General features: G+C 65.0%; 26 protein-coding genes. 14 read left to right on the top strand and 12 right to left on the bottom strand.

The window, feature by feature from the left end:
- Window positions 1-10: 10 nt before the first annotated feature.
- A complete protein-coding gene (locus EAE28_RS11520) occupies window positions 11-1,579 on the bottom strand; it encodes a PAS-domain containing protein (RefSeq protein ID WP_127106331.1) in 1,569 nt (522 codons plus the stop codon).
- Between the two features lie 125 nt (window positions 1,580-1,704).
- Window positions 1,705-3,093, bottom strand: coding sequence for a sensor histidine kinase RegB (gene regB, locus EAE28_RS11515; RefSeq protein ID WP_127106329.1), 1,389 nt, complete (start codon window positions 3,091-3,093; stop codon window positions 1,705-1,707).
- Window positions 3,094-3,183: 90 nt separating this feature from the next.
- Here regB and EAE28_RS11510 point away from each other — a divergent pair, with 90 nt between their 5' ends.
- Both EAE28_RS11510 and EAE28_RS11505 read left to right on the top strand, forming a co-directional pair.
- Complete coding sequence (locus EAE28_RS11510; protein ID WP_127106327.1) at window positions 3,184-3,804, top strand: SCO family protein; 621 nt, start codon at window positions 3,184-3,186, stop codon at window positions 3,802-3,804.
- Between the two features lie 85 nt (window positions 3,805-3,889).
- Window positions 3,890-4,447, top strand: a complete 558-nt coding sequence (locus EAE28_RS11505) for an ActR/PrrA/RegA family redox response regulator transcription factor (protein ID WP_127106325.1) — start codon at window positions 3,890-3,892, stop codon at window positions 4,445-4,447.
- Window positions 4,448-4,558: 111 nt separating this feature from the next.
- On the opposite strand, the gene EAE28_RS11500 is transcribed toward EAE28_RS11505, so the two are convergent.
- The 4 genes from EAE28_RS11500 to EAE28_RS11485 all read right to left on the bottom strand — a co-directional run bounded on the left by EAE28_RS11500 (window position 4,559) and on the right by EAE28_RS11485 (window position 6,945).
- Entirely contained in the window at window positions 4,559-4,951 is a 393-nt protein-coding gene (locus EAE28_RS11500; RefSeq protein ID WP_127106745.1) for a MarR family winged helix-turn-helix transcriptional regulator, read from the bottom strand.
- A 44-nt stretch (window positions 4,952-4,995) separates the two neighbouring features.
- Window positions 4,996-5,841, bottom strand: a complete 846-nt coding sequence (locus tag EAE28_RS11495) for a carbon-nitrogen hydrolase family protein (protein WP_127106323.1) — start codon at window positions 5,839-5,841, stop codon at window positions 4,996-4,998.
- A gap of 4 nt (window positions 5,842-5,845) precedes the next feature.
- Entirely contained in the window at window positions 5,846-6,109 is a 264-nt protein-coding gene (gene grxC, locus EAE28_RS11490) for a glutaredoxin 3 (protein WP_127106321.1), read from the bottom strand.
- A gap of 74 nt (window positions 6,110-6,183) precedes the next feature.
- A complete protein-coding gene (locus EAE28_RS11485) occupies window positions 6,184-6,945 on the bottom strand; it encodes a ComF family protein (RefSeq protein WP_127106319.1) in 762 nt (253 codons plus the stop codon).
- Between EAE28_RS11485 and EAE28_RS11480 the strand changes: the two genes are divergently transcribed.
- Entirely contained in the window at window positions 6,944-7,804 is an 861-nt protein-coding gene (locus EAE28_RS11480; protein WP_127106317.1) for a methyltransferase domain-containing protein, read from the top strand. The genes EAE28_RS11485 and EAE28_RS11480 overlap by 2 nt on opposite strands.
- 65 nt (window positions 7,805-7,869) lie before the next feature.
- Window positions 7,870-8,928, top strand: a complete 1,059-nt coding sequence (hemH, locus tag EAE28_RS11475; protein WP_127106315.1) for a ferrochelatase — start codon at window positions 7,870-7,872, stop codon at window positions 8,926-8,928.
- Between the two features lie 129 nt (window positions 8,929-9,057).
- On the opposite strand, the gene EAE28_RS23745 is transcribed toward hemH, so the two are convergent.
- Together EAE28_RS23745 and EAE28_RS11470 are read right to left on the bottom strand one after the other, a co-directional pair.
- Window positions 9,058-9,234, bottom strand: a complete 177-nt coding sequence (locus EAE28_RS23745; protein ID WP_164736618.1) for a hypothetical protein — start codon at window positions 9,232-9,234, stop codon at window positions 9,058-9,060.
- A gap of 148 nt (window positions 9,235-9,382) precedes the next feature.
- The gene (locus tag EAE28_RS11470; protein WP_127106313.1) at window positions 9,383-10,006 is read right to left on the bottom strand and encodes a L,D-transpeptidase family protein; all 624 of its coding nucleotides are present in this window, start codon (window positions 10,004-10,006) and stop codon (window positions 9,383-9,385) included.
- A gap of 151 nt (window positions 10,007-10,157) precedes the next feature.
- Here EAE28_RS11470 and dalA point away from each other — a divergent pair, with 151 nt between their 5' ends.
- Entirely contained in the window at window positions 10,158-10,751 is a 594-nt protein-coding gene (dalA, locus tag EAE28_RS11465; RefSeq protein ID WP_127106311.1) for a divisome-associated lipoprotein DalA, read from the top strand.
- Between the two features lie 4 nt (window positions 10,752-10,755).
- On the opposite strand, the gene EAE28_RS11460 is transcribed toward dalA, so the two are convergent.
- Both EAE28_RS11460 and EAE28_RS11455 read right to left on the bottom strand, forming a co-directional pair.
- Window positions 10,756-11,238, bottom strand: coding sequence for a L,D-transpeptidase family protein (locus tag EAE28_RS11460; protein ID WP_127106309.1), 483 nt, complete (start codon window positions 11,236-11,238; stop codon window positions 10,756-10,758).
- On the bottom strand, window positions 11,235-11,672 hold the full coding sequence (locus EAE28_RS11455) for an NUDIX hydrolase (RefSeq protein ID WP_127106307.1): 438 nt from the start codon (window positions 11,670-11,672) through the stop codon (window positions 11,235-11,237). Before EAE28_RS11455 ends, EAE28_RS11460 begins: the two co-directional genes overlap by 4 nt.
- 123 nt (window positions 11,673-11,795) lie before the next feature.
- Between EAE28_RS11455 and hslO the strand changes: the two genes are divergently transcribed.
- The 8 genes from hslO (at window position 11,796) to EAE28_RS11415 (ending at window position 20,759) form a co-directional block, all read left to right on the top strand.
- Window positions 11,796-12,788 (top strand): Hsp33 family molecular chaperone HslO, encoded by a 993-nt coding sequence (hslO, locus tag EAE28_RS11450; RefSeq protein WP_127106305.1) that lies wholly within the window; start codon window positions 11,796-11,798, stop codon window positions 12,786-12,788.
- A complete protein-coding gene (locus EAE28_RS11445; RefSeq protein WP_246022334.1) occupies window positions 12,775-13,371 on the top strand; it encodes a CoA pyrophosphatase in 597 nt (198 codons plus the stop codon). The genes hslO and EAE28_RS11445 overlap by 14 nt, the downstream gene beginning before the upstream one ends.
- Window positions 13,368-14,519: a CCA tRNA nucleotidyltransferase gene (locus tag EAE28_RS11440; RefSeq protein ID WP_127106301.1), complete on the top strand. Its 1,152-nt coding sequence runs from the start codon at window positions 13,368-13,370 to the stop codon at window positions 14,517-14,519. The genes EAE28_RS11445 and EAE28_RS11440 overlap by 4 nt, the downstream gene beginning before the upstream one ends.
- A gap of 48 nt (window positions 14,520-14,567) precedes the next feature.
- Complete coding sequence (locus EAE28_RS11435) at window positions 14,568-16,403, top strand: ABC transporter ATP-binding protein (RefSeq protein ID WP_127106299.1); 1,836 nt, start codon at window positions 14,568-14,570, stop codon at window positions 16,401-16,403.
- Window positions 16,404-16,497: 94 nt separating this feature from the next.
- Window positions 16,498-18,333 (top strand): ABC transporter ATP-binding protein, encoded by a 1,836-nt coding sequence (locus EAE28_RS11430; protein WP_127106297.1) that lies wholly within the window; start codon window positions 16,498-16,500, stop codon window positions 18,331-18,333.
- A complete protein-coding gene (locus EAE28_RS11425) occupies window positions 18,333-18,755 on the top strand; it encodes a VOC family protein (RefSeq protein ID WP_127106295.1) in 423 nt (140 codons plus the stop codon). The genes EAE28_RS11430 and EAE28_RS11425 overlap by 1 nt, the downstream gene beginning before the upstream one ends.
- The gene (locus tag EAE28_RS11420; protein WP_127106293.1) at window positions 18,752-19,969 is read left to right on the top strand and encodes a class I SAM-dependent RNA methyltransferase; all 1,218 of its coding nucleotides are present in this window, start codon (window positions 18,752-18,754) and stop codon (window positions 19,967-19,969) included. Before EAE28_RS11425 ends, EAE28_RS11420 begins: the two co-directional genes overlap by 4 nt.
- Window positions 19,970-19,985: 16 nt before the next feature.
- The gene (locus EAE28_RS11415; protein ID WP_127106291.1) at window positions 19,986-20,759 is read left to right on the top strand and encodes an ion transporter; all 774 of its coding nucleotides are present in this window, start codon (window positions 19,986-19,988) and stop codon (window positions 20,757-20,759) included.
- A 6-nt stretch (window positions 20,760-20,765) separates the two neighbouring features.
- On the opposite strand, the gene EAE28_RS11410 is transcribed toward EAE28_RS11415, so the two are convergent.
- Complete coding sequence (locus tag EAE28_RS11410) at window positions 20,766-22,040, bottom strand: PP2C family protein-serine/threonine phosphatase (RefSeq protein ID WP_246022333.1); 1,275 nt, start codon at window positions 22,038-22,040, stop codon at window positions 20,766-20,768.
- Between the two features lie 155 nt (window positions 22,041-22,195).
- On the opposite strand from EAE28_RS11410, the gene EAE28_RS11405 reads away from it, so the two are divergent.
- The gene (locus EAE28_RS11405; RefSeq protein ID WP_127106289.1) at window positions 22,196-22,522 is read left to right on the top strand and encodes an Hpt domain-containing protein; all 327 of its coding nucleotides are present in this window, start codon (window positions 22,196-22,198) and stop codon (window positions 22,520-22,522) included.
- Between the two features lie 5 nt (window positions 22,523-22,527).
- Here EAE28_RS11405 and ilvA read toward each other — a convergent pair whose 3' ends face one another.
- Complete coding sequence (ilvA, locus tag EAE28_RS11400; RefSeq protein ID WP_127106287.1) at window positions 22,528-23,775, bottom strand: threonine ammonia-lyase IlvA; 1,248 nt, start codon at window positions 23,773-23,775, stop codon at window positions 22,528-22,530.
- Window positions 23,776-23,847 lie beyond the last annotated feature (72 nt).

Genomic DNA, 23,847 nt, shown 5'->3' with positions numbered 1-23,847 from the left:
CGGCGTTTTTTCATACGTTGGCGTGCAGGACTTGTGCGCGGGTGGTGGTGCTGATGGGTGTATCGACCTGCGCAAAGGAGATCATCAGCGCACCGGTTGAGGTGCGCCGCGCTTCGATGCGCAACTGCTCGCCGTCCGCCATGCGCATCAGCCCGCAGACCGGCTGGCCGTCGTGCTGCCCCGGTCGGCTGAGCGCGGCGACGCGCGACCACAGCGCGGGATCGTCGCCGGCCTCTCGCCAGTTGTCCAACGCCTCGGCCAGCGTGACGGCGTTGAGCGATTCCTCGCCTTCAAGCATCCAGAGTTGGCTGAAAGCGGTATTGGTCAGCATCAACTGGCCGGTCGCGGAAAAGACGGCGATTGCCTCTTCGAGCTGGTTGAGCACGGATTGGCTGGTCTCCATCTCGGCCCGGACGTGGCGGTTGTGATGGGTTTCCGAGGTGATGTCTTCGATCAGAAAGGCGAGCGCGCCGTCCGGGTGGGGTGACGCGCTGACGCGAAAGGTCTGGCCACTTGGCAATGACCAGGTTTCTTCAAATTCGCCCACCGGCGCGGTGGTTTCGATCTCAAGCAAGCGCCGTGCCCAGCTGCGATAGTCGCGCGGTTCAGGCAAAACGTGTTTATCGCGCATCCGGTTGAGAAAACCCTCTATCCCCGGTCGCGACAGCAGAAATTCGGGTTCCAGGCCGGTAAGATCGGTGAGCGCGGGATTGAACATCTGCAACCGCCGCGCGCGATCGAACACGGCCAGACCGATGGGCAAGGTGGCGAATGTCTTGGTCAGCGTCTGGATAAAGTCGCTTTTCGTGCGCTCGGCCTGATGGGCGTCGTCGGCGGGCAGCGCATAGGCCAGCGTGCCCTCGCCGCCATCCACACGGGTCAGGTCGAACCAGGACTGGCCGTCGTCATCGGGATCGGGCAGAGAAATGCGCTGGCGGGGTCCGACGGTTCCGGCAGGAAAGAGGGCGGGCAGGGGCCAGGCGATTGCCACGCCTTTGCTCGATTCAGCGAGATACTTCAGATAGGCACCGTTCGCCCAGGTCACTTGCCCCTGCGCATCTTCACGCCACAACAGCAGCGGTGCGGATTCGGTCATCTGGCGCAAGAGGTTCAGCTCATCCTGCAAGGCGCGGAAGCTGAGCCGATCGAGCAGTATCGCCCCTTCGTCTGACAGGGCGTCGATCACGGTAAGCCGAAGCGCGCCGTCCAGCCAGTCCAGCACCACCTCGGTCGCGCAACCCTCAGTCCCGGTAAGCCGGGTTTGGCGCTGGCGTGGCGCGGTGTCGATGGCGGCGGGCAGATCGGGGATATCCGCGCTGAGAAAACGGATGAGCCGTGCCCGATCATCGTCGCTGTTGCCGTCGCTTTGGCGCAGGGATTCAAGCAAGGAGTGACCGCGAGGGTTGGCGTCGACCAGCGTGGTGCCGTCAAACAAGAAGGCAGCCTCGCTGCCGGATCCGACGCCCGAGCCGCTGCGCGACCGCGACGGAAGGATGGCACAAACAATCAAGAGTATCGCCACAACCGTCAGGGCCGAGGTTCCAACGAGGACCAGCGCGAAGCCTAACGTTGTGTGCATGGGACCATCCTGTCTGCTGTCCGCAAAGCCACCTGCGTGTCTTTGCCGAGGTTGCCGACTATCGGTCAGATTGGTTAAGCCCGCGTTAAAGCCCGCGTTCAAGCATGCCGTCGGAAAGGGTCATTTCAGGACGTGCTGTTGTCGATCGGCGCGTTTTCCCCCAGGGCGCGGCGGGCGTTGCTTTCGATGGCGCTGCGGGGCCAGCGAACCTCGGCGATGGCACCGCAGGGCTCACCGGGAACCCCCAATGGCGCGCCGTGCTCGCGGCAATTGCCAAAGCGCACGGCGGCACCGGTCCGTTCCAGCAGGGTTTTGGCGATGAAAAGACCCAGACCCATCCCCTCATATTCAGGCCGCGAGTCGCTGCGCGGGGAATAGCCGCGCCGCTCACGCAGGTAAGGCTCGCCCATCAGGTCCAGCAGATGCGGGGGATAGCCGGGGCCATCGTCAATGACGCGCAGGGTGATGTGGGTCTCGGTCCATGTCGCTTCGACCCAGACCTGCGATTGCGCGAAATCGACCGCGTTCTGGACCAGGTTGCGCACACCGTGGATGATCTCGGGGCGGCGCTGGATTTCGGGCATGCGACCGTGATCGGTGGCGAAATCGACCATGACGATCTTGCCGCGTTTGGCATGAGGCTCGGCGGCCTCATCGACCACGGCGCGCAAGGGGGCGTTGCGCAGGTGCAGGTCGTCTTTCCCGGCCTGACCCATCGAGTGCAGGATGGCGCGGCAGCGGTCGGCCTGTTCACGGATCAGGCGCGCGTCGTCGGCCAGTTCGGGGTCGTCCAGCGCCTTGATCAGCTCGGACGAGACCAGCTTGATCGTGGCCAGCGGCGTGCCCAGTTCATGCGCGGCGGCGGCGATCACCCCGCCCAGATCGGTCAGCTTCTGTTCACGGGCCAAGGCCATGCTGGTGGCCAGAAGGGCCTCGGCCAGCGTTTGCTTTTCAGCCGCGATCGAGCGGGAATAGAGCCCGATAAAGGCGATCCCGATCACCAGCGCGGCCCAGAAGCCGAAGCGGAACAGGTCCGGCAGCAGCAACAGCGCGCCATCGGGCAGGCGCAACGGTTCAAACGTAAACGCCAGCGTGGACGCAAGAATGGCGGTGCCCACACCAAGGATCAGCGTCGAGCGGGTTTGCAGCGCCGTGGCGGCGATGGTGACGGGGGCGATCAGCAGCAGCGCGAAGGGGTTGTTGAGGCCCCCGGTCAGGAAGAGCAGGAGCGCCAGCTGGGTAGTGTCGAAGGCGAGGGTAAGCAGGGCCTCGGTCTCGGACAGGCGCTTGGTGCGCGGGAACAGATAAGCCGACAGCAGGTTTGACGCCGCCGAGACGCCGACGACGGCCAGACACAGGGTCAGCGCGAAGTCCAGATTGAACAGATAGCGGGTGACCAGCAGCGCCACGACCTGCCCGCTGGCCGCCAGCCAGCGCACGCGTGTCAGCGTTTCCAGCCGGACCCAATGGCCCTGCACGTCACGGTTCATCAGGCTCAGGGTGGAGTTTTCCATCAAGCGGCCTTGTGTCGCGGTCACGGGTTTGCGCCTTGTTACGCGCGCCGGGCTGAGGCATCAAGCGGCTCTCAAGGACGCGAGGACGCCATGATCAAGACCTATACCATCGGTGCTGCGGCATTTATCGCCGGGCTTTTGGGCGTGTTGGGCTACATGGCCTTTTCGCCCGACAGCGATGATCCCTTTGGGCCCTGCCGGACGGCAGCGGTGCAGGGCGGGCTGTCGTCGATTGGCGGGCCGTTCGAACTGATCAACAGCGCCGGGCAGACGGTAACCGACACCGATGTTATCACCATGCCCAGTTTGGTGTATTTCGGATACACCTTCTGCCCGGATGTCTGCCCGCTGGACAGCGCCCGCAACGCGCTGGCAACCGAGCTTCTGGAAGCCGAGGGCAGCATGGTGCAGCCGGTGTTCATCTCGATCGACCCTGAGCGCGATACGCCCGAGGTTGTCGGTGAGTTCGCCAGCATCTTCCACCCGCGCATGATCGGCCTGACCGGCAGTGACGAGCAGGTGCGCGCCGCGTCGCGGGCGTATCGCACGTTCTTTTCGCGGCAGGCCGGGGACGACGAATTCTACCTCGTTGATCATTCGACCTTTACCTATCTGGTCTTGCCCGAACATGGCACGGTCGAGGTGTTCCGCCATGACCTGAGCGCTGAACAAGTGGCGCAAACTGCGCAGTGCTTCATCTCGCGGGCGTAATGCTCCTTATCTGGAATCTTGCATCCAGATTTGATTTCGCCTCTCATGACGACTAGATCGTTCTCAACAACGCGAGGGAATTGGCATGGCCGATGATAGCCCGCTCGATCTTGGCGAGGATCCATCGCTGCTTTTGGTGGATGATGATGAGGTATTCCTCAAGCGTCTTGCCCGCGCGATGGAGCGGCGCGGTTTCGCCGTCGAGACCGCAGGCTCAGTCGCGGCAGGCAAGGCGCTGGCGCTGGCCCGCCCACCCGCTTACGCGGTGATCGACTTGCGGCTTGAGGACGGTAACGGGCTGGACGTGGTGGAAGCGCTGCGCGCCAAGCGGCCCGATGCGCGGATCGTGGTGTTGACCGGCTATGGCGCGATTGCGACGGCGGTGGCGGCGGTGAAGATCGGCGCGACGGATTATCTGTCGAAACCCGCCGATGCCGACGAAGTGGTCAACGCGCTGCTGCAACACGAAGGCGCGGTATTGCCCGAGCCGCCAACGAATCCGATGTCGGCGGACCGTGTGCGCTGGGAGCATATCCAGCGCGTCTACGAGCAATGCGACCGCAATGTCAGCGAAACGGCACGGCGGCTCAGCATGCACCGGCGGACCTTGCAGCGCATTCTGGCCAAGCGCAGCCCGCGCTGAGGCCGGGTGAGGGGGGCCAGCCCCCCTCGGCGCGTGCCGCGCCTTCACCCCCCGGGATATTTTCGGACAGATGATGGCTCCGGGGGTGGTGCGGAAAATTTTAGGAAAAGTTTAGTCGTCGGTTTCCAGTTCCGAGCGCAATTCGCGCAGAACCGGCAGGATGGCGCGCACCTTGTCGATGCCGATCTTGCGCGCCAGTGCGCCGATGACCGGTGCGATGGCGTGCAGGGCGGCATCGCGCGCGGCGCGGCCTGAGGGGCTGATCGACACGAATTTGCGCCGGGCGTCGTCCCAGTCGGGGCGGATGTGGATATGCCCCGCGACTTCAAGCTTGGACAGCGTGTTGGTCATCGCCCCGCGCGTGACATGGAAGGATTTGGCCAGCTGTGCCGGGGTGCGCTCGTCCTGGGTACGGGCGAGGTGGTTGAGCACCGAGAAATGCGACAGCTCCATGCCCCTGGGCAGCACTTTGGACAGCCGGGCGCGTGCCAGCTGATCGGTCATGAACAGCTCGGCAAAGAGCGGCACCGCGAGGTCGTCGGCGGGCTTCACGCTCGCGGCTCCGGGGCGGCATAGGGCCGGTCGTGGCTGAGGGCAGGCACGCGGCCACGGGCGCTGTCGACGGCGCGCAGGTCGAGATCGGCATAGATCACCCCCGGCTCGGTCCCGGCGTCGGCGATCACCTCACCCCAGGGCGCGATGGCCAGCGCGTGGCCGTAAGTGGCGCGCTGGCGGCCGGTGGTTTGCGGGTGCTGGCCGGTCTGGGCGGGGGCCAGAACGTAGCAGCCGGTCTCGATGGCGCGGGCGCGCAGCAGGGTTTCCCAATGCGCGGCGCCGGTAACCGGGCTGAAGGCGGCGGGGACGGTCAGCACCTGTGCCCCGGCTTGGGCCAGCGCGCGGTAGAGATGGGCGAAGCGCACGTCGTAGCAGATGGTCATGCCCAGCGTGGCGAAGGGGGTTTGCGCGGTGACGGCGCGGTCGCCGGGGCGGATGCCGGCGGATTCGCGGTAGGTCTCAGATTCCGAGACCTGCACGTCAAAGAGGTGGATCTTGTCATAGCGCGCCGTGATCGCCCCGTCGGGGCCGATCAGCAGCGAGCGGTTGGCAAAGCGCGGGTCGCTGTCATCGCCGGTCTTGAGGATCAGCGATCCGGCCAGCAGCCAGATCCCGGTGCGCGCGGCTTCATCGCGGAGCATCGCCAGAACCGGATCGTCGGCTTCCTGCGTGAGCACATTTTGCTGGTGCTTGCGATCCGCCGAGATGCAGTTGGTGCATTCCGGCGTCAGCACGAAGCCCGCGCCGCCGGCGATAGCCTCGCGCACCGCGTCGCGCACGAGGCCTACGTTGTCGGCGGGCAGGTCGCCGACGCTCAGCTGCACGATCCCCGCGCGCATCGGCTCAGCCCTGCAACAGCGGGTCAAGCCCGCCGCGCCGGTCCAGCGCCATCATGTCGTCGCAGCCGCCGATATGGGTCTCGCCGATGAAGATCTGCGGCACGGTGCGGCCGCCGCCTGAGCGCTTGATCATCTCGGGCTTGCGGTCGGGGTGGGCGATGACGTCGATTTCGGTGAAGGCAGCGCCCTTGGATTTGAGCAGCCGCTTGGCGGCGTGGCAGTAGCCGCAGAAGGGCGAGGTGTAGATCTCGATGACAGGATTGGGCATGGAACATCCTTTCGCGTTTCAAAGGGATGTAGTGCGCAACGGGGCAGTTGTGAACCGTTAACGCCTGCGTCGCGTCATTCCTCACGCAACACGCGGGCCAGAATGATCACATCGACATCATCCGCGCCTGCCGCGAAGCAGGCTTCGGCTGCTGCAGCCAGTGTGGCACCTGAGGTCATCACGTCATCGACCAGCAGGACATGCCGCCCGGTGATGCGGGCAGCGCGGCGGGGATGGGCGGTGATCGCGCCCTGCATGTTCTCGAACCGACCCAATCGGGTGCGCCCGCCCTGTGAGGTGGTGGCGCGGGTGCGCAGCAGAAGGTCAGGGCACTGCGGGCGGTCAAGCGCGCGGGCCATGGCTTGCGCCAGCAGCGCGGACTGGTTGAAGCGGCGACGGAACAGCCGCCAGCGGTGCAGCGGGACCGGGGCGATCAGCGTATCGGGGCGGATCAGCGGTGCCGCGACGCGGGCCATCCAGCGTCCGGCGGGGGTGGCGATGTCGTGCCGGTCGCCGTGCTTGAGCGCCAGCACCAGTTTGCGTGCGGTCGCGCCGTAGATCAGCGGGGCGCGGGCGTGGCTCCAGGGGCGGGCGGTGGTGCGGCAATCGTCGCACAACTGGGGCGCGTCGGCGGGATCGCCGGGCAGGGGCGCGCTGCATTTGTCGCAGCTCAGCCCAGTGACAAAGGGCGTATCGGCCCAGCAGTGCCCGCAGAGCGTGCCGGGCTCGGTGACCGCCGTGTCGCAGGTCAGGCAGTGCGGCGGGTAGAGCGTATCGAGCGCGGCGCGCAGCATGGTCTTGACTTCACCCGCCGGGACGCGAAACACAAAGCCCATGAATGCGACACCTCCCCCCGCCCTGACCGACCGCGCCGCGCTGGCCCGGTTCCGAGCCCGCGCCTTGCGCGATCCCGCGTTGTTCCTGCAAGAGGACGCGGCTGACGAGGTTCAGGAGAGACTCGCCGAGGTTAACAGAACGTTTACGGCACCGGCTGTGATCACGCCTTTTCCGCAAGTGTGGGAAGGACGGTTGCCCGGTGCGGTGATCATCCCCGATACCGAGGTGCTGGATCTGAAACCCGGTGCGCATGATCTGGTGATCCATGCCCTTGCGCTGCACTGGGCCGATGACCCGCTGGGCCAGCTGATCCAGAGCCAGCGCGCCCTGCAGCCGGATGGGTTGTTCATGGGCGTGATGTTTGGCGGGCAAAGCCTGCACGAGCTGCGCTCGGTGCTGGCGCAGGCTGAGGCCGATGTGACGGGCGGCTTGTCGCCGCGCGTGGTGCCGATGGGCGAAATCCGCGATCTGGGGGCGCTCTTGCAACGCGCCGGATTTGCGCTGCCGGTGGCGGACGGGTTCACCCGGACGGTGTTGTACCGCGATCTACTGCACCTGGTGCGCGACCTGCGGGCGATGGGCGAGGTGAACGCGCTGGCCGTGCGGCACAAGGCGCCGCTGCGTCGGGCGGTGCTGGCGCGGGCCGTGGCGCTCTACAGCGAGGTTTTCGCGGATGCCGAGGGACGACTGCCTGTCACGGTGGAAACGCTGTTCCTGACCGGCTGGGCGCCGTCTGAGACGCAACAAAAGCCCCTGCGCCCCGGTTCGGCGGCGCATCGGCTGGCGGATGCACTGGGAACGGCGGAAACCGGGCTGGAGCCTGCACCATTTGCCGCACCCCGTTTGCCCAAGGATTGACGGGCCAAGGATTGACCGGCGCTGCCCAGCCGCTAGCTGTGGGACGCCACCGGAAAGGACCACCCATGACCGACCAAGCCGCCCGAGGCCGACTGGCCCATGCGCCCGCTGACCACCCGCCTGTCGCCAAGGCCAAGGTCGGGGTGCTGATTGCCAACCTCGGCACGCCCGACAACTATGATTATTGGTCGATGCGCCGGTATCTGGGCGAGTTCCTGTCGGACAAGCGGGTTGTAGATCTGGCCTCGTGGAAATGGCAGCCGATCCTGCAGCTGATCATCCTGACCCGGCGGCCCTTCAGCTCGGGCAAGAATTACAAATCCATCTGGAACCACGACAAGGGCGAGAGCCCTTTGTTGACCATCACCAAGGACCAGACGGCGGCGCTGACCGAGCGGATGCAGGCGGCGTATGGCGATCAGGTGATGGTCGATTTCTGCATGCGCTATGGCAACCCGTCGACCGAATCCGTGGTGGATAAGATGGTTAAGGCGGGCTGCGAAAAGATCCTGTTTTTCCCGCTGTACCCGCATTACGCCGGGGCGACGCTGGCCACCGCGAATGATGAGTTCTTTCGCGCCCTGATGGGCCAGAAATGGCAACCGGCGGCGCGCACGGTGGCGGCGTATTTCGACGATCCGCGCTATATCGACGCCTTGGCGCAGTCGGTTGAGCGCGCCTATGCCGCGCTGCCGCAGCGCCCCGAGGTGCTGATTGCGTCCTATCACGGCATGCCCAAGCGCTATTTGCTTGAGGGCGATCCGTATCACTGCCAATGCCTGAAAACCACGCGTTTGCTGCGCGAACGGCTGGGCTGGGAGGGTGATTCGATCCACACCTCGTTCCAGTCGGTGTTCGGGCGTGAGGAATGGCTCAAGCCCTATACCGTTGAGTATGTAGCGAAACTGGCGCAATCCGGGGTCAAGCGGATCGCGGTGATGGCCCCGGCGTTCTCGGCTGATTGCATCGAGACGCTGGAAGAGATCCAGGAAGAGATCCGCGAGGCGTTCGAACATGCAGGCGGCGAGACGTTCACCTATATCCCCTGCCTGAACGATGACGCGGCGCATATGGATGCGCTGGCGGCGATTGCGCAGGACAATCTGGGCGGTTGGCTGGGCTGATTGCGCTGCAGTGCCAATAAAGACAGGCCCGGCGGGGTGTTACACCGTGCCGGGCCTTATCGAAGCGGTAGAAATGCAAAAGGGGTCAAGCGATGCCTGACCCCTTAAGACTTGATCGCGGTGTGCAGATCAGGAAGCCAGAGCGGCAACCAGAACCAGCAGCAGCAGCGGGATCACAACGCCGCCGACGGACGACGACGAGTGAGCCACAACAACTTCCGGCTCGACATACGGCTCAACATAGCCGGTTGCCAGAGCAGCGGTGCCGACGACAGCGAGAAGGCCAGCGAGAGCGATTTTCTTCATGTTAATCTCCAGATATTCGCACGGCCCTGCATTTTTGAGGACAGGAACGCGCACCCAAGACGATACCTCGTCCCTAATCTGAAAGCAGTTTGCGCGCACAAATGCAACGGGGCTCTTTTTGCTTTTCATCCTCGGCGCAGGGATGGCGTCAAATTAGCAACACCTGTGTCCCGACGCGCGTAAAGCTATAAAGTTCAGCAATATGTTCATTGTAGAGCCCGATGCAACCGCTCGACGACCGGCGTCCGATCTTGCGGGTGTCGTGGGTTCCGTGGATCCGGTAGAACTGCCAGCTGAGGTACAGCGCATGGGTGCCAAGCGGATTGTCCGGCCCGGGCGGCACGTAGGGCGGCCAGTCAGGATAGCGCTCAAGCATCGACGGTGTGGGGCGCCAGTCAGGGCCGACAACCTTGCGTACGATCTCGGTCCGTCCGCGGCGCGTTAGTTCATCGGTCATCGGAACCGACGACGGGTACAGCCGGTAGGTGCCGCCATCCTCGGACCAGAAATGCACGCAGCGGCTTTCGGTATCCGCAAGGATCGCGCCGCGTTGCAGGTTCGAGAAATAGTCGCGCCATTCCAGCGTGCGGAAGCTTGAGATGTTGCGGGGCGTGCTCTCCAGATCGGCTTCCATCTGGGTGGAGTTGTTCAGCGCGTTGGTTTGCGGCGCTGTTTGTGCCCAGACAGCGGGGGCAGCGAGCGTGCCACCCAGAGCAGCGGAGCCAGCCAGAAAGCCACGGCGACTGAGCCGCCGGAAGGGGTCATTGGTCATCGATAGGCCTCACACGTTTATTTTTTTCCGCAAGGTATACGACAAAATGGCCGCAGTCGCAACGAGACCGCGCGGGATCACAGTGAGTTGCGTTTGAACTTTTAAAGGGATTTCGCTATGCCCAAGGGCGTTGCCTATTCACAGGAACTCTATGTCCAGCCTCGTTTATCCTGCTCTCGTGGCTCTTGCGCTGATCGCTGGCTGCACCTCGACGGCAAGCACGCCGATGCGTCTGGGCCCTGATGGACGACCGGTCGCCGTGGTTTACCGGATCGCCGAACGCGATGTGCCGCAGATTCAGGCGCGGATGCGGGATGCGATCAACACGGTGCGTCAGCAGCAGGGCCTGGCGCCGGTCGAGTTCGACGTGGCGCTGACCTCGGCTGCCGCGACGCAGGCGCGCGACATGGCCCTGCAGGGGCGGCCGTGGCACTTTGGATCGGACGGCTCGTCGCCGATCGACCGGGTGCGGCGCGTGGGCTACACCGGGCATTTCCTGGGCGAAACCCTGTCCGAGACCTATGAGACCGAGCTGGAAACCCTGACCGCCTGGCTGACCGAGGCTGATACACGCGGGATCATTCTGGACCCAAGGGCGCGCCAACTGGGCTTTGCCTGGCATCAGGACGCCAACGGCAAGCTGTGGTGGGTGCTGACCACGGGCGTTGATGATGGCTCGGGACTGGTGGCGCAACAGGGGCAAAGTCAGGCACCCGTTGCCATGACGGCGCCGAACCGGGGCTAAGCCCTCAGGCTGTGATCACAACCCGTGTCCCGTCGCGCACCATCGCGTAGATCTGCTCGATCTGACGGTTGGTGACGGCGACGCAGCCATCCGTCCAGTCCCCCTGCCGACGCCGCGTGCCGTGGCCGTGGATAAAGATATCCCCGCCCGGATCACGCCCCTCGGCCAGCGCCAGCGCGCGGTCCTGCGCGTTGGGATAGTCGATGCCCAGCGACAGATGGAAGGCGCTGTTCGGGTTGCGGCGGTCGATGGTGTAAACCCCTTCGGGCGTGCGCGAATCACCGCGTTGCAGCTTGTGACCCTGCGGGTTCTGTCCCAGCGCGATATCATAGCTGCGCAGGCGCTGGGCACCGGAATACAACGCCATCCGGCGGTCGCTTTTGGAGATGCGGATCTCGGTGACCTCGGGGCCGTCATAGTCCAGCCGCCGGGGCGCGCCGGTGCAGGCGGCGAGCATCAGCAAAAGCAGGCTGCGCCGGGCGATCATCCGATCAGCCCCCGGACAAAGGCCGCATCGCCGGGATTGCCCAGCAGTTCGACCGCCTCGTGCGGGTCCAGCCAATGCGCGCTGTGGCCCGGTTCGGTCGGGGCGGACAGGCGGCGGACAGGGAAGGCGAGGTAGATCATGCAGAGCTTTTCGGCCCACAGGTCGTATTCCGGCATGAAGGTGAACCGCCGAAACGTCCCCAACCGCCGAGGCGCGGCGATGCGCCAGCCGGTTTCCTCGAACACCTCCCGGTGCAGCGCCTGGATCGGCGACTCGCCCGCCTCGACCCCGCCGCCAGGCAGCTGGAATTCCGGCTGCGGCGCGGCTTGATGCGTCACCAGGATCTGCCCGTCGCGCCACAGCACGGCATAGGCCCCTGGCCTGCGGATATAGCGGCGGCCCCGTTCAGGCGGGGTGCCAAAGCGCGGGTTCATGCCCGTCCCCTTGTTTTACGAAGGCCTGCTCGTAAGGGGCGAATCAGCTTTGCCCCTTGGCCCTGAGAAATGGATTCCTATATGACGGCCTCAAAGCCAAGCCCCTTACGTGAAGGTTGACCCATGACCCTCGGTGCGCAAATCGCCTGGGACGACACCGTCCTGCCCTTTCAGCTGGACCGCAGCGATATCCGTGGCCGTGTGGCGCGGGTCGATGGCGTTCTGGATAAAGTCCTGTCACAGCATGATTATCCGGCCCCGATCGAAGATCTGGTGGCCGAGGCGATCCTGCTGACCGCCATGATCGGCCCGACGCTGAAACTGCGCTGGCGCCTGTCGATCCAGATTCGCGGCAAAGGTGCTGCGCGTCTGATCGCGACCGATTATTATGCACCGGGCACCGATGGCTCGCCCGCGCAGATTCGCGGTTACGCCAGCTATGATGCCGAACGGCTTGAGCTCGACCAGCCCGGTTTTCCGCAGATCGGTGAGGGTTACATGGCAATTCTCATCCATCAGGGCGAGGATATGCAGCCCTATCAGGGCATCACGCCGATTGCCGGCAACTCGCTCTCTGACTGCGCCGAGGCGTATTTCGCGCAGTCCGAGCAGCTGCCGACGCGCTTTTCCAGCGCCTTTGGCCGCTCGACCCTGCCGGGCCAGCCCGAGACGTGGCGCGCTGGCGGCATCATGCTGCAGCACATGCCCAAGGCCAGCCCTTTTGCCAAGGGCGAGGGTGGTTCGGGCGAGGGCGGTCTGCTGACGGCGGGCGATCTGGTCGACGGTGACGACGCCGAGAACTGGACGCGCGCCAATGCTCTCTTGGATACGGTTGAGCAGCTGGAGATGATCGGCCCCTCGGTGCAGCCCACCGATCTGCTGGTGCGCCTGTTCCATGAGGAAGAGCCGCGTGTCTATGACTCGCAGCCGATCACCTTTGGCTGCACCTGTTCGGAAGAGAAGGTGCGTCAGTCCTTGTCGATCTATTCGGCCAAGGACATCGCCTATATGACCACCGATGAGGGGACCGTGACTGCCGACTGCCAGTTCTGCAGCGCGCATTACGTTCTGGACCCCAAGACCGTCGGTTTCGAGGCCCAGGATGCCAGCAAGTGAGATGATCGACCGGATGCGGGCCGCGCTGCATGGCGATGGCCCGCAATCCAGCGACTTTGACCTGAACCCGCAGTTTCGCCCCAACGGGCTCAAGCTGCGGCCCGCTGCCGTGCTGATGACTCTGGTCGAGCAACCGGGCGGCTGGGCGGTATTGCTGACCAAGCGCGCCTCGACGCTCAAGCACCATCCGGGCCAGATCGCCTTTCCCGGCGGCAAGGTTGATCCGGGTGACGCTGACCCGCAGGCCGCCGCATTGCGTGAGGCGCATGAGGAAGTCGGGCTGGACCCGGCGCAGGTGACGATCTTAGGCGCGATGCCACCGCATGAGACGGTCACCGGCTTCACCGTCTACCCGTTCGTCGGTGTGGTGAACGGCCCGTTTACCCCGGTGATCGAGGCGGGTGAGGTCGAAGAGGCGTTCTTCGTGCCACTCGCGCATCTGCTGGATGAGCGCAATTATGCGATCCAGAGCCGCGCCTGGCTGGGCCAGAGGCGCGGCTATTACACTGTGCCGTGGGGGCCGTATTACATCTGGGGCGCGACAGCGCGGATGCTGCGCGCGGTGGCGGCGAGGCTGGCATGAAGGTTTCCGGCGTCTGGTTGGACAATCCGGGCACGCAGGCCGTGCTGGGGATGCTGACGGGCGCGGGTTATCAGGCGCTGGCCGTGGGCGGCTGCGTGCGCAACGCGCTGCTGGGCGTGCCGGTGACGGATGTGGATATCGCCACGGATGCTTTGCCGGAAACAGTGTCTAACCTTGCCGAATCTGCTGGTTTGCGCGCCGTTCCGACCGGGATTGCGCATGGCACGGTAACCGTGGTTGCGCAGGGTGAGGGGTTTGAGGTCACCAGCTTTCGCCACGACGACGAAAGCTTTGGCCGCCACGCCCGCGTGTCCTTTGGCGCCGATCTGGCGCAGGACGCGGCGCGGCGCGATTTCACCATGAACGCGCTTTATGCGCAGGCCGATGGTACGGTGATCGACCCGCTCGGCGGGTTGCCGGACCTGCTGGCGCGCCGGTTGCGCTTTGTCGGCGATGCCGAGGCGCGCATCCGTGAGGATTACCTGCGTGTCCTGCGGTTCTTCCGCTTTCACGCGCAGTATGGCGACCCTGAGCAGGGGCTGGACGCTGACGCGCTGGCCGCCTGCGCCGCAAATTCGGCAATGTTAGAGACGCTTTCGCGCGAACGCGTCACGGCTGAGCTGCGCAAGCTGCTGGCTGCTGCCGATCCCGCACCCAGCATCGCCGCGATGGCGCAAGCCGGTGTTCTGAACGCCGTGCTGCCCGGCGCGGATGCAAGTTCGCTGCCGATCCTCGTGCATCTGGAAGATGGCGTACCGGGCGGGTGGCTCAGGCGGCTGGCGATGCTGACGGGGGAGGTTGACGGGCTGCGGCTGTCCAAAGCGGAAGCCCGCGATTTTGGCAAGATTAGAGACGCTTTTGGCTCTATGCACAGCCCCGCTGCGCTGGGCTGGACATTGGGCGAAACGCTGGGTGCGGATGCTGTTCTGGGCCGTGCTGCGCTTTTTGAAAACCATGCACCGGAAGGCTGGCACGCGGACGTCAGACGCGGGGCAGAGGCCCAGTTTCCGCTCAAACCCGCCGACCTGATGCCCGGGCTGCAAGGCCCCGATCTGGGCACCGCGATCCGGCAGGCGCAGGCGCAGTGGCTGGCCAGCGATCTGAGCTTGGGCAAAGAGGCGCTTCTTTCCCGGCTGGGTCTGGCCTAACCCCGGCGCGCGGCCTAGATTGCCTTCACAAGTGAAGGACCGGCGCCCGTGTTTAAGTTTTTCGAGACCCTCGTTGACCCGTATGTCGCCTATCGTCAGGACGACACGCCGCCGCGGAAACTGCTGCCGTTCCTGCTGGAATACGCGCGACCGTTCCGCAAGGTTTTCGTGGTCACGATCATTGCCTCGATGCTGGTTGCCTTCGCCGAGACCGGGCTCTTGTGGTATCTGGGACGCGTGGTCGATCTTATGGGGACCAGCGATGCGGCCAGCTTCTGGCAGACGCATGCGCTGGAGCTGCTATTGGCCGCGCTGTTCTTGCTGCTGATCCGGCCAGTGATGCAGGCCATCGATGTCGGTCTGATCAACAACGCCATCCTGCCGAACTTTGGCACGTTGATCCGCTGGCGCGCGCACCGGCAGGTGATGCGGCAATCCGTCGGCTGGTTCGAGAACGACTTTGCCGGGCGCATCGCCAACCGGATCATGCAAACACCCCCCGCCGCAGGCGAGGCGGTGTTCCAGATCTTCGACGCACTGACCTATTCCGTGGCCTATATCATCGGCGCGGGGGTGCTGTTGGCCGGAGCCGATGTGCAGTTACTGCTGCCGCTGCTCGTCTGGCTGGCGCTGTACCTGATGCTGGTGCGCTGGACCGTGAAGCGGATTGGGCCGGCGTCGATGGCGGCTTCGGACGCGCGCAGTGCGGTGAACGGGCGGGTGGTGGATGCCTATTCCAACATCCACTCGGTCAAGCTGTTCGCCCAGCAAGAGCTGGAATTCGACCATGCCCGCGAAGCGATCGAGAACGCGCGTCAGACCTTCAACCGCGAGATGCGGCTGTTTACCATCATGGACCTGTGTCTGGTGACGCTCAACGGGCTGCTGATCGTGTCGGTCGTGGGCTGGGGCCTGTGGCTGTGGTCGACGGGGGCGGCCAGTGTCGGGATCGTCGCGGCAGCCTCGGCTCTGGTGCTGCGGCTGAATGCGATGACCGGCTGGCTGATGTGGGCCGTCAGTTCGTTCTTCCGCAACATGGGGGTCGTGGCCGAGGGGATGGAAACCATCGCCCAGCCGATCAGCCTGACCGACGTGCCGGGGGCCAAGCCGCTGGTGTTTGCGGATGGCAAGATCGAGCTGGACAACGTGAGCCACCATTACGGGCGCGGCTCGGGCGGGTTGCAGGCGCTGTCGCTGACCATCAAACCGGGCGAGAAGATCGGCGTTATCGGGAGATCGGGCGCGGGGAAATCGACCCTCGTCAAGCTGCTTTTGCGGTTTTATGACCCTGAGGGCGGGCGCATTCTGATCGACGGGCAGGACATTACCCATGTGCAGCAAGACAGCCTGCGCGCGCAGATCGGCATGGTCCAGCAGGACACCGCGCTGCTGCATCGCTCGGTGCGTGAGAACATCCTGTACGGCCGGGGCGACGCGACCGAGGCCGAGATGATCGAGGCCGCCAAGCGGGCCGAGGCGCATGACTTCATCGAGGCGCTGGGCGATGCCGAGGGGCGCACCGGCTATGACGTGCGCGTCGGCGAGCGCGGGGTGAAGCTGTCCGGCGGGCAACGCCAGCGGATCGCCATTGCCCGGGTGATCCTGAAAGACGCGCCGGTGCTGGTGCTGGACGAGGCGACCAGCGCGCTGGACAGCGAGGTCGAGGCCTCGATCCAGGAGACACTCTACGGGATGATGGAGGGCAAGACGGTGATTGCCATCGCGCACCGGCTGTCGACCATCGCCCGGATGGACCGGATCGTGGTGCTGGATGACGGGCGGGTTGTCGAAGAGGGCAACCACGCTGAACTGCTGGCGCAGGGCGGGCTTTATGCGCGGTTCTGGGAGCGGCAGTCCGGCGGGTTCATCGGCACCGATGACTAAAAAGGGAGGGGGGCCAGCCCCCCTCGCCCGTGCCGGGCTCACCCCCCGGAGTATTTGAGACAAGATGAAAGGGCGCGGATTTCGCGCGGCACATATGGCACTTTCGACCCTGATCAACCCGTTTCGCGCCGCCGAGGGCGCCCCGCCACGCGCGCTGTGGTCCTTTGTGCGCTGGGCGCTGAGCGGCGCGTGGAAGGGGATCTGGATTGCCACGGTGATCTCGGCCGCCGGGGGTGTGACCGAAGTGCTGGCGGCGCTGGTCATGGGCGCGGTGATCGACGCGGCGACGGGCGGGCAGGTGGCGACGTTCTTTGCCGACAACTGGCTGATGTTGCTGGGTTTTGCCGGGTTCTTCTTGTTGCTGCGCCCGCTGGCCTTTGGCCTGAACAGCGCTGCCAACTTTCTGACCATTGCGCCCAACATCGACCCGTTGGTGTTGTCGCGGCTGAACCGCTGGACGATGGGTCAGGACATCGGCTTTTTCGACAATGATTTCGCCGGGCGCATCGCGCAAAAGCAGATCCAGACCGCGCGTGCGCTGACCGAGGTGGTGAGCGAGAGCATCAACACCGTCGCCTTCGCGCTGTCGTCGCTGGCCGCCTCCGCCGCGCTGATGGGGGCGATTGACTGGCGGCTGGGGCTGGGGCTGGCGGTCTGGGCGGTGCTGTATCTGATGCTGATCCGTCTGTTCATTCCGCATATCCGCAAGCGCGCCTCGGCGCGGGCGGGGGCGCGGGCGATGGTGACGGGGCAGGTGGTGGACACGATCACCAACATCCGCACCGTGAAGCTGTTCGCCCATGCCAGCTTTGAGGACCGCAACGCGCTGGATGCCATGCACACCTACCGCGACCGGGTGTTGGGCTATGGCCGGGTCTCGGCGACGTTCCGCATTTGCCTGATGCTGGTTGCCGGGGTGCTGCCCGTGGCGCTGGTGGGGGGCACCTTGTGGCTGTGGACGCTCGGGACCGCCACGACCGGGGACATCGTGGCGGCGGGGACGGTGTCGATCCGGCTGGCGCAGATGACCGGTTGGGTCAGTTTCACGCTGATGGGCATTTATGCCAATCTGGGCGAGGTCGAGGATGGCGTGCGCACCCTGACCGCGCCGCATGCGTTGCGTGATGCCGAGGGCGCGACGGTGATGCCGCCGGTGCTGGGTGAGATCCAGTTCGACGATGTGAGCTTTGCCTATGGGCGGCGCTCGGGCGGTGTGGACGGGTTGAACCTGACGATCCGGCCCGGGGAGCGGATCGGGATCGTGGGGGCCTCGGGTGCGGGGAAATCGACGTTGGTGTCGATGCTATTGCGGCTCTATGACACCGAAAAGGGCGCGGTTCGGATCGACGGGATCGACGTGAAAAGCGTCACGCAAGAAAGCCTGCGCCGCCAGATCGGCATGGTCACGCAGGACACGGCGATGTTCAACCGCTCGGCCCGCGACAACATCCGCTATGGCCGCCCCGACGCGACCGAGGCCGAGGTCCATGCCGCCGCCCGCGCCGCCGAAGCGCATGAGTTCATCCCGCAGCTGCGCGACAATGCGGGCCGCGAGGGGTTCGAGGCACATCTGGGTGAGCGCGGCGTGCGGCTGTCGGGTGGTCAGCGGCAGCGGATCGCGCTGGCGCGGGCGTTCCTGAAGGACGCGCCTATTCTGGTGCTGGACGAGGCGACCAGCGCGCTGGACAGCGAGGTCGAGGCGCAGATCCAGGAGGCGCTGACGCAGGTGATGACCGGCAAGACCGTGCTGGCCATCGCGCACCGTTTGTCCACGATTGCCAAGATGGACCGCATCATCGTGCTTGACGAAGGCCATGTCGTCGAGGAAGGCACGCATGAAGAGCTGCTCGCCTCAGACGGCCGCTATGCGCGGTTCTGGGCGCGGCAGTCGGGCGGGTTTCTAGGCGTGGATGAGGACGAAGAGGCGTGATGGATCTGGAGACGGTCGATGCGGCAGCGTTCGGGCGCAGCCTGAGCGGGCTGGGCGTGAACCTGTTGTGCCGCGATGTGCGCGGGATGGCGGCGTTTCTGGCCGGGGTATTCGGTCTTGGCATCCATCGGCTGTCGGATGACTTTGCGCTGGTGCGGCACGGGGAGGTGTTGATCCAGCTGCATTCGGACGCCACCTTCGCCCGGCATCCGCTGCACGATCTGCTGCCCGAGAACCCGCCGCGCGGGGCGGGGGCGCAGCTGTATCTGTTCGGAATCGACCCTGACGTGGCGGTTTCGCGCGCCGAGGCGCATGGAGGAACGGTTGTGGAGCCGCCCGCCGACAAACCGCATGGCCTGCGCGAAGCGACGATCCTGTCGCCCGAAGGCTATGCCTTTTCACCAGCGGTACCCAGCGCATGATTACCATTGAACGTCTGAACTTGCGGGCCGAGGGTGTGGCCCCCGGCGTAGTCGTCGCCCGCGCGCTGCCCGGAGAAGAGGTGACGGGTGAGGCGGTCGAGGGGCGCATTGCGCAGCCGAAGATCCTGACGCCCTCGGCCCAGCGGGTCGCTGCGCCCTGCGCGCATTACAAGGCCTGCGGCGGCTGCTCGCTGCAACACGCGCGTGATGATTTTGTTGAAGAGTGGAAGACCGGCGTGGTCCGGCAGGCGCTGACCGCGCAGGGGCTTGAGGCGGCGTTCCGACCCACCGTCACCTCGCCCGCTGCCACGCGCCGCCGGGCGACGTTGACCGGGCGGCGGCTGAAGTCGGGGGCGCTGGTGGGGTTCCACGGGCGCGCCTCGGGCACGGTGACGGCGATTCCGGGCTGCACCCTGCTGGACCCGGCGCTGATCGCCGTGATCCCGGCGCTTGAGGCGCTGGTGGTCGAAGGCGGCTCGCGCAAGGGCGAGATGCGGCTGACCGTGACGCGCTTTGCCGAAGGGATCGAGGCGGCCGTCGAGGATGGCAAGCCACTGGACACCGCGCTGCGCATCGCCGTGCCACAGATCGCCGGGGCGCATGGCTTGGCGCGGCTGGCGTGGAATGGTGAGGTGCTGCTGCAAGAAGCCCCGCCGACGCTGGCCATGGGCCGCGCGCGTGTCTCGCCGCCACCGGGGGCTTTCTTGCAGGCTACGCCGCAGGGCGAGAGCGCGCTGCGTGCTGCGGTGGTGGAGGCGGTCGGCAGCGCCAAACGGGTCGCCGATCTTTTCGCCGGCTGCGGCACCTTCGCGCTGCCCCTTGCCGAAACCGCCGAGGTTCACGCGGTTGAAGGATCAGCGCCGATGCTGGACGCCCTGAACCACGGCTGGCGCAATGCCAGTGGCCTGAAACGCGTGACCACCGAGGCGCGCGATCTGTTCCGCCGCCCACTGCTGCCCGACGAGCTGGCAAAGTTTGACGCGGTTGTGATCGACCCGCCGCGCGCCGGGGCCGAGGCGCAGATCGCCGAGCTGGCGCGCGCGCAGGTGCCGGTAATCGCGCATGTCAGCTGCAATCCGGTGACTTTCGCCCGTGACGCGCGCACATTGCTGCAGGCGGGTTACCGGCTGGACTGGGTGCAGGTGGTGGATCAGTTCCGCTGGTCGGCGCATGTGGAGCTTGCGGCGCGCTTCGTGTGGCCCCATATCGCCTGAAAACCTGCAGGGCATCATGACAACGCGCGACCGTATTCTGGCATTTCTGGACCGCACAGCCGTGCGCAACACCATTCTGGTGGTGATCCTGATCAATGCCATCCTGTTGGGGATGGAGACGTCGACCACGATCATGGCGACCGCCGGGCCGCTGGTGGTGGCGCTCGATTCGCTGTGTCTGGCGATCTTTGTGGCCGAGCTGGCTGCCAAGCTGTTCGCGCTGCGCGGTCAGTTTTTCCGCTCGGGCTGGAACATCTTTGACTTTGTGATCGTCGGGATCTCGCTGGTCCCCGGCGCACAGACGCTCAGCGTGTTGCGCGCGCTGCGGGTCTTGCGGCTGTTGCGCGTCATCTCGGTTGCGCCGACGTTGCGCCGGGTGGTTGAGGGATTCGTGAATGCGCTGCCCGGTATGGGCTCGGTCATCTTGTTGATGGGGATGATCTTTTACATCGGCTCGGTGCTGGCGACGAACCTGTTTGGCACCAGCTTCCCTGACTGGTTCGGCGATCTGGGGGCCTCGGCCTATACGCTGTTTCAGGTGATGACGCTGGAAAGCTGGTCGATGGGCATCGTGCGCCCGGTGATGGAGATCCATCCGCAGGCCTGGCTGTTCTTTGTGCCTTTCATCCTGATCACCACTTTCGCGGTGGTCAACTTGCTGGTCGGTCTGATCGTCAACTCGATGCAGGACGCGCATAAGGAGGAAAGCAACGCCCGCACCGATCAATACCGGGACGAAGTGCTGGCGCGACTGAAAGCGATCGAAGAGCGGTTGCAGCGCAACGAGTAAGTGGGCTCAGCCCGGGTCGATGTATTCAAACAGCGCGCAGCTGACATCGTCAGGGAAATCCTCGGACCCGTGCCAGCGGGCCAGATCCCACATCAGGGCGTTGAGCAAGGCATTGCCCCTGAGCGCCGCAAGGTCGCGCAGCGTTTCCTCAAGCCCCTCTTGGCCCATTTCATCGCCGCGCGCATTGGGGCATTCGGTGACGCCGTCCGAGATCAGCAGCAGCCGCTCACCGGGCATCAGTTTTGCCTGTATCTCATGATAGCTGGCATCCCCCAGCAGGCCGACGGGCATGCCGCCGTGTCCCAGCTGTGTGCAACTGCCGTCCTGATGCTGGATGATCGGGTGGGGATGCCCGGCCTGTACCATCCGCACCAGACCTGAGCGGCGGTCGATGATGGCATAGATCAGCGTCACGTAGCGCTCGGTCTGGATTTCCGACAGCATGAGCCTGTTGATCGCATCGGCCACATCGGCGGGCGGGCGACCAATCGGGCCGTCGGGGCCCATGGTGATGGCGATGTTGTGGTCGGGCGAAGCGCCGGACAGCAGGCCCGACAGCCGCGCGGTCAACAGGGCCGAGGTCACGCCATGCCCTGACACGTCAAAGGCATAAAGCCCGACGACCCCCGGCGAGATGTCGAAAAACCCGACCATGTCGCCGCCGACATGCCCCGAGGGCCGCAGGATCAGGCTGATCTGGCCGGTGTCATACTGATGAGCGCGTTCGCGCAGCAAGGATTGTTGCAGATTTCGCGCTTCGATCAGGTCGCGGTCGAGAGAGTCATACAGCGCGCGCAGCTTGTGCAGCGTGTCGCTGAGCAGAGCGTTGTTGCCGCGCAGGGTGCGTTCCATCGCCAGCACGCGTTCCCCGGCGTTGATCCGCGCGCGCAATTCGCCGGGATCGACGGGTTTGGCCAGAAAGTCATCGGCCCCGACATCCAGCCCTTCGGTTACGGCCGTCTTGTCGGATTTCGAGGTGAGCAGGATGAAGTAGACGTAGCGATCCATCGGCGTTGCCCGCAGGGCACGGCAAAACTCGATCCCGGTGATGCCCGGCATGATCCAGTCGGACAGGACCAGATCAATCGGCAACTCTGCGCAGAGTGCCAACGCCTCTTGCCCCGAGGCAGCGTGGTGCACGATAAACCCGCGTCCGCGCAGCCCGGCCTCAACCACCATGCGTTGCCCGCGTGAGTCATCCACGATCAGAACATGCTGAATCGCCTGGTCGGAAACCGCCGGTAGCGGCAGCGTGTCGGATGTTGGGGCGAAGGCGGGCACGGGACACCTTTGAGGACAGTTCTCTAGTTTTGCCGCCTAGAAGGTTAACAACTGCTCAAACCGGCAATTGTTTTTTCTTGCCATTTTGCGTTAGTGTTCTCTTAAAGGTTGAAGATAAAAAATGCGGTCAAAAACGATCTGAGTGAGGTGCCGACATGATCGACTGGGTGCACGTTAACCAATTGCGCACAGATGTGGGCGATGGGTTTGATGATATTGTTGAGGTCTTTCTGCAGGAAGTCAGCGACCGGCTCGCGCGTGTGGATGTCGATGCCGATCTGCAAACCCTGGCGGCAGACCTGCATTTCCTCAAAGGCGCAGCGTTGAACCTTGGGTTTCAGGATTTCGCCGCACGCTGCGCGCGTGGGGAAGACAGTGCGATGGCCGGTCGCCGGGGCGAGGTTACGCTGTCAGAGCTGATCCAGTCGTTTGAAGACACGCGCGCCGCCTTCGTGAGCGGCCTGTCGCGCCAGGCGGCCTGAGCCGCCTAAACCAGAAAATTCGCCAGCGTTTCGTCGATGGTCACATCGCGGAAATCGAAGCCCGCTGTTTCCATCCGCGTAAAGAGCGCCGTGATGTTGTCGGCGCGTGTCGTTTCGACCCCGATCAACACCGAGCCAAAGTTCCGCGCCGATTTCTTGAGGTATTCGAACCGGGCGATATCGTCGTCAGGGCCCAGAATCTCAAGGAAATCTCGCAGCGCGCCGGGGCGCTGGGGCAGGCGCAGGATGAAGTATTTCTTGTGCCCGGCGAAGCGCATGGCGCGTTCCTTGACCTCGGGCAGACGCTCGAAGTCAAAATTCCCGCCCGAGGTCAGGCAAACCACCGTCTTGCCCGCGATCTGATCGGCAAGATCGGGCAGGACATCGACCGACAGCGCGCCCGCGGGTTCCAGCACGATCCCCTCGACGTTGAGCATCTCCAGCATGGTGATGCAGATCCGATCCTCGGGGGCCAGCAGCACATGCGCCGGGTCCACGTCGGCCAGCGCCTCGAACGGGCGGGCGCCGATGCGGGCGACGGCAGCGCCGTCCACGAAGCTGTCAACCTTGGGCAGCGTCACCGGCGCGCCCGCTTGCAGCGCGGCGGTCAGGCTGGCACCGCCCAGCGGCTCGACGTAGCGAAAGGCGACCTGCGCGCCCAGCCCCTCAAAGAACCGTTTTACGCCTGACGACAGCCCGCCGCCGCCCACGGGCAGGATGATCATGTCGGGCATCCGGCCCAGTTGCTCGACAATCTCGACGCCGACGCTGGCCTGACCTTCGATCACGTCTTCGTCATCGAAGGGCGACAGGAAATGCGCGCCCGCTTCGGTGCAGAACGCCTGTGCGGCCGAGAGTGCCTGATCGAAATAATCGCCGGTCAGCCGGATCTCGACGAAATCGCCGCCGAAGATCCGCGTCTTGTCGATCTTTTGCCGGGGTGTCGTCACCGGCATGTAGATCACGCCTTTGCGGCCGAAGTGGCGGCAGGCAAAGGCCACGCCCTGCGCGTGGTTGCCCGCGCTGGCGCAAACGAAAGTGTCCTGATCCGGTGTCGTGTCCAATACCCGCCGCATGGCGTTGAACGCCCCGCGGATCTTGTAGCTGCGTACCGGCGTCAGATCCTCACGTTTGAGCCAGATATCGGCACCGAAACGGTTGGACAGATGGTCATTGCGTTGCAGCGGCGTCGGTTCAAACAGGCGGCGCAGTTCAGCAGCGGCGGTGCGGGCAGGGGTGAGGATATCGCGCATGCTCTCCGTCTACTGCGCAACGCAGCCACGGGCAAAGGACATTCTGCGCAGACCCCCCATGACCTTGTTACA

Origin of the sequence: Pararhodobacter zhoushanensis, assembly GCF_003990445.1 — a bacterium.
In the GTDB taxonomy this organism is placed as follows: Bacteria; Pseudomonadota; Alphaproteobacteria; order Rhodobacterales; family Rhodobacteraceae; genus Pararhodobacter; species Pararhodobacter zhoushanensis.
This window is presented reverse-complemented; position numbering and strand designations above follow the sequence as displayed.

Excerpts from the sequence above, each read along its gene's own strand:
- EAE28_RS11520 (WP_127106331.1), bottom strand. The coding sequence starts at position 1,579 with ATGCACACAACGTTAGGCTTCGCGCTGGTCCTCGTTGGAACCTCGGCC.
- regB (WP_127106329.1), bottom strand. The coding sequence starts at position 3,093 with ATGGAAAACTCCACCCTGAGCCTGATGAACCGTGACGTGCAGGGCCAT.
- EAE28_RS11510 (WP_127106327.1), top strand. The coding sequence starts at position 3,184 with ATGATCAAGACCTATACCATCGGTGCTGCGGCATTTATCGCCGGGCTT.
- EAE28_RS11505 (WP_127106325.1), top strand. The coding sequence starts at position 3,890 with ATGGCCGATGATAGCCCGCTCGATCTTGGCGAGGATCCATCGCTGCTT.
- EAE28_RS11500 (WP_127106745.1), bottom strand. The coding sequence starts at position 4,951 with ATGACCGATCAGCTGGCACGCGCCCGGCTGTCCAAAGTGCTGCCCAGG.
- EAE28_RS11495 (WP_127106323.1), bottom strand. The coding sequence starts at position 5,841 with ATGCGCGCGGGGATCGTGCAGCTGAGCGTCGGCGACCTGCCCGCCGAC.
- grxC (WP_127106321.1), bottom strand. The coding sequence starts at position 6,109 with ATGCCCAATCCTGTCATCGAGATCTACACCTCGCCCTTCTGCGGCTAC.
- EAE28_RS11480 (WP_127106317.1), top strand. The coding sequence starts at position 6,944 with ATGAATGCGACACCTCCCCCCGCCCTGACCGACCGCGCCGCGCTGGCC.
- EAE28_RS11485 (WP_127106319.1), bottom strand. The coding sequence starts at position 6,945 with ATGGGCTTTGTGTTTCGCGTCCCGGCGGGTGAAGTCAAGACCATGCTG.
- hemH (WP_127106315.1), top strand. The coding sequence starts at position 7,870 with ATGACCGACCAAGCCGCCCGAGGCCGACTGGCCCATGCGCCCGCTGAC.
- EAE28_RS23745 (WP_164736618.1), bottom strand. The coding sequence starts at position 9,234 with ATGAAGAAAATCGCTCTCGCTGGCCTTCTCGCTGTCGTCGGCACCGCT.
- EAE28_RS11470 (WP_127106313.1), bottom strand. The coding sequence starts at position 10,006 with ATGACCAATGACCCCTTCCGGCGGCTCAGTCGCCGTGGCTTTCTGGCT.
- dalA (WP_127106311.1), top strand. The coding sequence starts at position 10,158 with ATGTCCAGCCTCGTTTATCCTGCTCTCGTGGCTCTTGCGCTGATCGCT.
- EAE28_RS11460 (WP_127106309.1), bottom strand. The coding sequence starts at position 11,238 with ATGATCGCCCGGCGCAGCCTGCTTTTGCTGATGCTCGCCGCCTGCACC.
- EAE28_RS11455 (WP_127106307.1), bottom strand. The coding sequence starts at position 11,672 with ATGAACCCGCGCTTTGGCACCCCGCCTGAACGGGGCCGCCGCTATATC.
- hslO (WP_127106305.1), top strand. The coding sequence starts at position 11,796 with ATGACCCTCGGTGCGCAAATCGCCTGGGACGACACCGTCCTGCCCTTT.
- EAE28_RS11445 (WP_246022334.1), top strand. The coding sequence starts at position 12,775 with ATGCCAGCAAGTGAGATGATCGACCGGATGCGGGCCGCGCTGCATGGC.
- EAE28_RS11440 (WP_127106301.1), top strand. The coding sequence starts at position 13,368 with ATGAAGGTTTCCGGCGTCTGGTTGGACAATCCGGGCACGCAGGCCGTG.
- EAE28_RS11430 (WP_127106297.1), top strand. The coding sequence starts at position 16,498 with ATGGCACTTTCGACCCTGATCAACCCGTTTCGCGCCGCCGAGGGCGCC.
- EAE28_RS11425 (WP_127106295.1), top strand. The coding sequence starts at position 18,333 with ATGGATCTGGAGACGGTCGATGCGGCAGCGTTCGGGCGCAGCCTGAGC.
- EAE28_RS11420 (WP_127106293.1), top strand. The coding sequence starts at position 18,752 with ATGATTACCATTGAACGTCTGAACTTGCGGGCCGAGGGTGTGGCCCCC.
- EAE28_RS11415 (WP_127106291.1), top strand. The coding sequence starts at position 19,986 with ATGACAACGCGCGACCGTATTCTGGCATTTCTGGACCGCACAGCCGTG.
- EAE28_RS11405 (WP_127106289.1), top strand. The coding sequence starts at position 22,196 with ATGATCGACTGGGTGCACGTTAACCAATTGCGCACAGATGTGGGCGAT.
- ilvA (WP_127106287.1), bottom strand. The coding sequence starts at position 23,775 with ATGCGCGATATCCTCACCCCTGCCCGCACCGCCGCTGCTGAACTGCGC.